This is a genomic window from Specibacter cremeus (genome assembly GCF_003946885.1).
GTDB classification, from domain to species: domain Bacteria; phylum Actinomycetota; class Actinomycetes; order Actinomycetales; family Micrococcaceae; genus Specibacter; species Specibacter cremeus.
The window spans coordinates 1-5,174 of the sequence record NZ_RWKQ01000087.1 but is presented as its reverse complement, the minus strand read 5'-3'; the positions used below and the strand labels follow the sequence as shown (position 1 = coordinate 5,174).

The 5,174-nt window shown below is 66.0% G+C and carries 4 protein-coding genes; all 4 read left to right on the top strand.

Going from position 1 to position 5,174, the window contains the following annotated elements:
- Nucleotides 1–1,250, top strand: a 1,250-nt coding sequence (locus tag EJC77_RS20105; protein WP_164520512.1) for a peptide ABC transporter substrate-binding protein, incomplete at its 5' end; no start/stop codon positions are given.
- 204 nt (nucleotides 1,251–1,454) lie between these two features.
- Nucleotides 1,455–2,381: an ABC transporter permease gene (locus tag EJC77_RS20100; RefSeq protein ID WP_125617055.1), complete on the top strand. Its 927-nt coding sequence runs from the start codon at nucleotides 1,455–1,457 to the stop codon at nucleotides 2,379–2,381.
- Nucleotides 2,374–3,384 (top strand): ABC transporter permease, encoded by a 1,011-nt coding sequence (locus EJC77_RS20095; RefSeq protein ID WP_125617052.1) that lies wholly within the window; start codon nucleotides 2,374–2,376, stop codon nucleotides 3,382–3,384. The genes EJC77_RS20100 and EJC77_RS20095 overlap by 8 nt, the downstream gene beginning before the upstream one ends.
- A gap of 6 nt (nucleotides 3,385–3,390) precedes the next feature.
- Nucleotides 3,391–5,097: a dipeptide ABC transporter ATP-binding protein gene (locus tag EJC77_RS20090; RefSeq protein ID WP_125617049.1), complete on the top strand. Its 1,707-nt coding sequence runs from the start codon at nucleotides 3,391–3,393 to the stop codon at nucleotides 5,095–5,097.
- Nucleotides 5,098–5,174: the final 77 nt, after the last annotated feature.

The window sequence follows — 5,174 nt, the reverse complement described above, 5'->3', positions numbered from 1 at the left end:
TTAAGGGGACACGAACCAAAATCCTAAGTCATAATTTCGCAAACCCTTACGACACGGTCAGCGCCGCGAATTCCACGGTTGACAAGATGGAGGGCCTGAAGGTCGTGGACGACCACACCTTCACGGTCGAGCTGTCCGAGCCCGAGTCCGACTTCCCGCTGCGCCTCGGCTACACGGCGTTCTACCCGCTGCCCAAGGAGGCGTTCGCGGACCCGAAGGGATTCGGACAGAACCCGATCGGCAACGGCCCGTACAAGCTGGCGGCGAACGGCTGGCAGCACGACGTGCAGATCTCCCTCGTCCCGAATGACAAGTATTCGGGCCCGGAGAAGCCGAAGAACGCCGGCATCACGTTCAAGATGTACCAGGACACGGACGCGGCCTACAAGGACCTGCAGTCCGACAACCTTGACGTGCTGGACCAGATCCCGCCGAGCGAGCTTGCCAACTTCAAGTCCGACCTGGGTGACCGCTCCGTCAACCAGGCATACGCCGGCAACGCGACCCTGACGATCCCGAGCTACCTGAAGGAATTCTCCGGCGACGCCGGCAAGCTCCGCCGCCAGGCCATTTCAATGTCGATCAACCGCGACCAGATCATCGACAAGATCTTCCACGGCAACAAGAAGGCCGCAAAGGACTTCACCTCGCCCGTCCTCGACGGCTACGACGCCAGCCTGCCGGGCAACGAAGTCCTGACCTACAACGCCGCCAAGGCGAAGGACCTGTGGGCCCAGGCCGACAAGATCTCCCCGTGGGACGCCTCCCAGACGTTCACCATCGCGTACAACGTCGACGGTGCCGGCAACAAGGAGTATGTGGACGCGGCCGCGAACCAGATCAAGAACGCCCTGGGCATCAAGGCCGAGGGCAAGCCGTTCTCGTCCTTCAAGGAGCTGCGCAACGCCATCGGCAAGAAGAACCTGACCGGCGCCTCGCGTGCCGGCTGGCAGGCCGACTACCCGTCGCTGTACAACTTCCTCGGCCCGCTGTACGGCACCGGCGCCGGCTCCAACGACGGCAACTACTCGAACCCCGCGTTCGACGCGAAGCTGAAGGAGGGCCTGGCCGCCAAGACGGTTGAGGATGGCAACAAGATCTTCAACCAGGCCCAGGAGATCCTGCTCAAGGACCTGCCCGTCATCCCGCTGTGGTACCAGGCGGTCCAGGGTGGCTGGAGCAACAACGTCCAGGACGTCAAGTTCGGCTGGAACGGTGTGCCCATCTACTACGCCATCACGGGCAAGTAATCTAAACTGATCGTGAACGACGGGAGGGGGACCCGGTCGAAAGGCCGGGTCCCCCTCCCGCACGTCCGACGCGACACCTCTCGCGTCCCCCTTATTCGTGCGCACGGCTGCGGCGATCCCGCGGCGCGGGTGCACCGACCCCTATTGAACAGGTATTTTCATGAGCTATGAGCGACAAGGAACCCTGGGAGTGGTGATGGCGTAATGGTCATGTTCGCGCTCCGACGTGTCCTGCAGCTGATCCCCGTGTTCTTCGGTGCGACGCTGCTGGTTTACTTCCTGGTCTTCGCCACCCCCGGCGACCCCATCGCCGCACTGTCCGGCGGCAAGCCGATGGCTCCGGCCGTCGAGGCGGCCCTCCGGGCCCAATACAACCTGGACCAGCCCTTCTGGATCCAATACGGCCTCTACCTGAAGAACCTCGTCACCCTGAACATGGGCCAGACGTTCTCCGGGCAGCAAGTGTCGGCCGTGATCGGGCGGGCCTTCCCCGTCACCGCACGCCTGGCCTTCATGGCCCTGGCCTTCGAGGCCGTGTTCGGCATCATCTTCGGCGTCATCGCCGGCCTGCGCAAGGGCAAGTGGTTCGACGCCACCGTCCTGGTTGCCTCGCTGCTGGTCATCGCCGTCCCCACGTTCGTGCTCGGCTTCGTGCTGCAGTTCGTGATCGGCGTCAAGCTCGAGTGGGCCCGGCCGACCGTCAGCGGCAACGCCACCTGGCTGGAACTCATCCTCCCGGCGCTCGTGCTGGGCCTCGTCTCGCTGGCCTACGTCATCCGGTTGACGCGCACGTCGGTCCTGGAGAACAAGGACGCCGACTACGTGCGCACCGCGACGGCCAAGGGCCTGACGCGCCGCCGCGTCGTCGTCGTGCACATCCTGCGCAACTCGCTGATCCCCGTGGTCACGTTCCTGGGCGCCGACCTTGGCGCGCTCATGGGCGGCGCCATCGTCACCGAGGGCATCTTCAACGTCCCCGGGATCGGCAATCTGCTGTACAAGTCCGTGCTGAAGGGCGAAAGCGCCACCGTGGTGGCCGTGGTCAGCCTGCTGGTTGTCGTCTTCGTCGTCGCCAACCTCGTCGTGGACCTGTTGTACGCCTGGCTCGACCCGAGGATCCGTTATGCCTGAGAACTCCACACCCGAAACCGGCGAGGCCCCGGTGACCCCGGCCGCCCGCCAAGGCAAGACCTCCCGCCGCGTCATCGAACACTTTGTGGCGCCGCTGGAGGAAACCCCGCTGCAGGCCACGGACAAGGTCGATGAGGCCGCGGCGCCGTTGAGCCTGTGGGCCGACGCCTGGCGCAACCTGCGCAGGCGGCCGCTGTTCATCGTCTCCGCCCTGCTGATCCTGCTGGTGATCGTCGTGGCGGTCTTCCCGCAGTTGTTCACCCGCACCGACCCGACCCAATGCAGCCTGGACTTCTCCAGCAACGGCCCCGCCGCCGGACACCCGTTCGGCTTCACGTTGCAGGGTTGCGACGTGTACGCCCGCGTCATCTATGGCACGCGCGCATCCCTGATGGTCGGCGTGTTCACGACCATCGGCGTCGTGGTCATCGGTGGCATCATGGGCGCCCTTGCCGGCTTCTATGGCGGCTGGCTCGACGCGATCCTGGCCCGGCTGGGCGACATCTTCTTCGCCCTTCCGCTGATCCTCGGCGCCATCGTCATCATGCAGCTGCCCGCGTTCCGCGACAACCGTAGCGTCTGGACCGTGATCATCACGCTGATCATCTTCGGCTGGCCACAGCTGGCCCGCATCACCCGCGGCGCCGTGATCGAGGCCAGGGGCGCGGACTTCGTGACGGCGTCCAAGGCGCTGGGCCTGTCCCGGTTCAGGTCGTTGGTCAAGCACGTGGTGCCGAACTCGCTGGCACCCGTCATCGTCGTGGCCTCGATTTCGCTGGGCACGTTCATCGTGGCCGAGTCGACGCTGTCCTTCCTGGGCATCGGATTGCCCGGCAGCATCATGTCGTGGGGCAACGACATCGCGGCCGCCCAGGTCTCGCTGCGCAACAACCCGTCGGTGCTGCTGTGGCCGGCGCTGTTCCTGTCGATCACGGTGCTGAGCTTCATGATGCTCGGAGACGCGCTGCGCGATGCCCTCGACCCCAAAGCAAGGAAGAGGTGAGCCACGGTGACAACCACTGAAAATGGGGCGATCCCCGGCGCCGAAATCCCGCTGCTGGAGATCCGCGACCTCGCCATCACGTTCAACACCTCCAACGGCCCGGTCAACGCGGTGCGCAACGCGCACCTGACCGTCATGCCGGGGGAGACCGTCGCGATCGTGGGCGAGTCCGGTTCGGGCAAGTCCACCACCGCGTTGTCCGCCATCGGGCTGCTGCCCAGCAACGGCCACGTCAGCGGCGGGCAGATCATCTTCGACGGCGAGGACATCACCCACGCCGGCGAGAAGCGCATCATCGAATTGCGCGGCAACTCGATCGGCATGGTCCCGCAGGACCCGATGTCCAACCTGAACCCGGTGTGGAAGATCGGCTTCCAGGTCAAGGAGACGCTCAGGGCCAACGGCCTGGCTGGGAACAACGCCAAGGCCCGCATGGCCGAGGTGCTGGCCGAGGCCGGACTGCCCGACCCGGTCAGCCGGGCCAAGCAGTACCCGCACGAGTTCTCCGGCGGCATGCGCCAGCGCGCGCTGATCGCCATCGGCCTGGCCTGCCGTCCACGCCTGCTCATCGCCGACGAGCCCACCTCCGCCCTGGACGTGACGGTGCAGCGGCAAATCCTGGACCACCTGGACAAGATGACCACCGAGCTGGGCACCGCGGTGCTGCTCATCACGCACGACCTCGGCCTGGCCGCGGAACGTGCCGAGAAGGTCGTTGTCATGTACAAGGGCCAGGTTGTGGAGTCCGGGCCGGCGTTGGAGCTGCTGCGCAACCCGAAGCACCCGTACACGCAACGGCTCGTCAACTCCGCACCGTCGCTGGCCTCGCGCCGGCTGCAGTCGGAGCGGGCCCAGCTGGCGGCCCGTGAAACGCCCCCGGCGGCAGGGGCGGTCCCGGCAGTCGCCCGGAAAGCGGCGCGGACCGACAACGTCATCAACGTCACGAACCTGACGAAGGTCTTCAAGATCCGCGACGCGAAGGGCAAGAAGGTCGACTTCAAGGCCGTGGACGACGTGTCGTTCGTCGTGCCGCGGGGGACGACGACGGCGATCGTGGGCGAGTCGGGTTCTGGCAAGTCGACGGTGGCGAACATGGTGTTGAACCTGCTCACGCCGACGTCCGGCAGCATCAAGTTCGACGACGTCGAGGTGAACACGCTCAAGGGCAAGACCATGTTCGACTTCCGCCGCCGCGTGCAGCCGATCTTCCAGGACCCGTACGGTTCCCTCGACCCGATGTTCAACATCTTCCGGACCATCGAGGAGCCGCTGCGCATCCACAAGGTCGGCGATGCCAAGTCGCGGGAGAAGAAGGTGCGCGAACTGCTCGACCAGGTGTCGTTGCCGGCCGCGGCCATGCACCGCTTCCCGAACGAGCTCTCCGGCGGCCAACGCCAGCGTGTCGCCATCGCGCGCGCCTTGGCGTTGAACCCGGAGGTGGTGGTCTGTGACGAGGCCGTCTCGGCGCTGGACGTGCTGGTGCAGGCGCAGATCCTGAACCTGTTGGCCGAGCTGCAGGAGGAGCTGGGCCTGACCTACCTGTTCATCACGCACGACCTGGCCGTGGTCCGGCAGATCGCCGACAACGTGACCGTCATGCAGAAGGGGCGCGTCGTCGAGTCCGCCACCACGGATGACGTGTTCGCCAACCCGCGCCAGCAGTACACGCAGGACCTGCTCAACGCCATCCCGGGCGCCACGCTGCTGGCCTAGGAGGGCGCTGAACAAGGGGCAATTCGGAGGGGCGGGGTTCGCTGTCGTACCCCGTCCGGGCCGTGGGCGGCCCGCTG

What these genes read in the sequence shown, in the direction of transcription:
- EJC77_RS20100 (WP_125617055.1), top strand. Translation starts at nt 1,455, where the DNA reads ATGGTCATGTTCGCGCTCCGACGTGTCCTGCAGCTGATCCCCGTGTTC.
- EJC77_RS20095 (WP_125617052.1), top strand. Translation starts at nt 2,374, where the DNA reads ATGCCTGAGAACTCCACACCCGAAACCGGCGAGGCCCCGGTGACCCCG.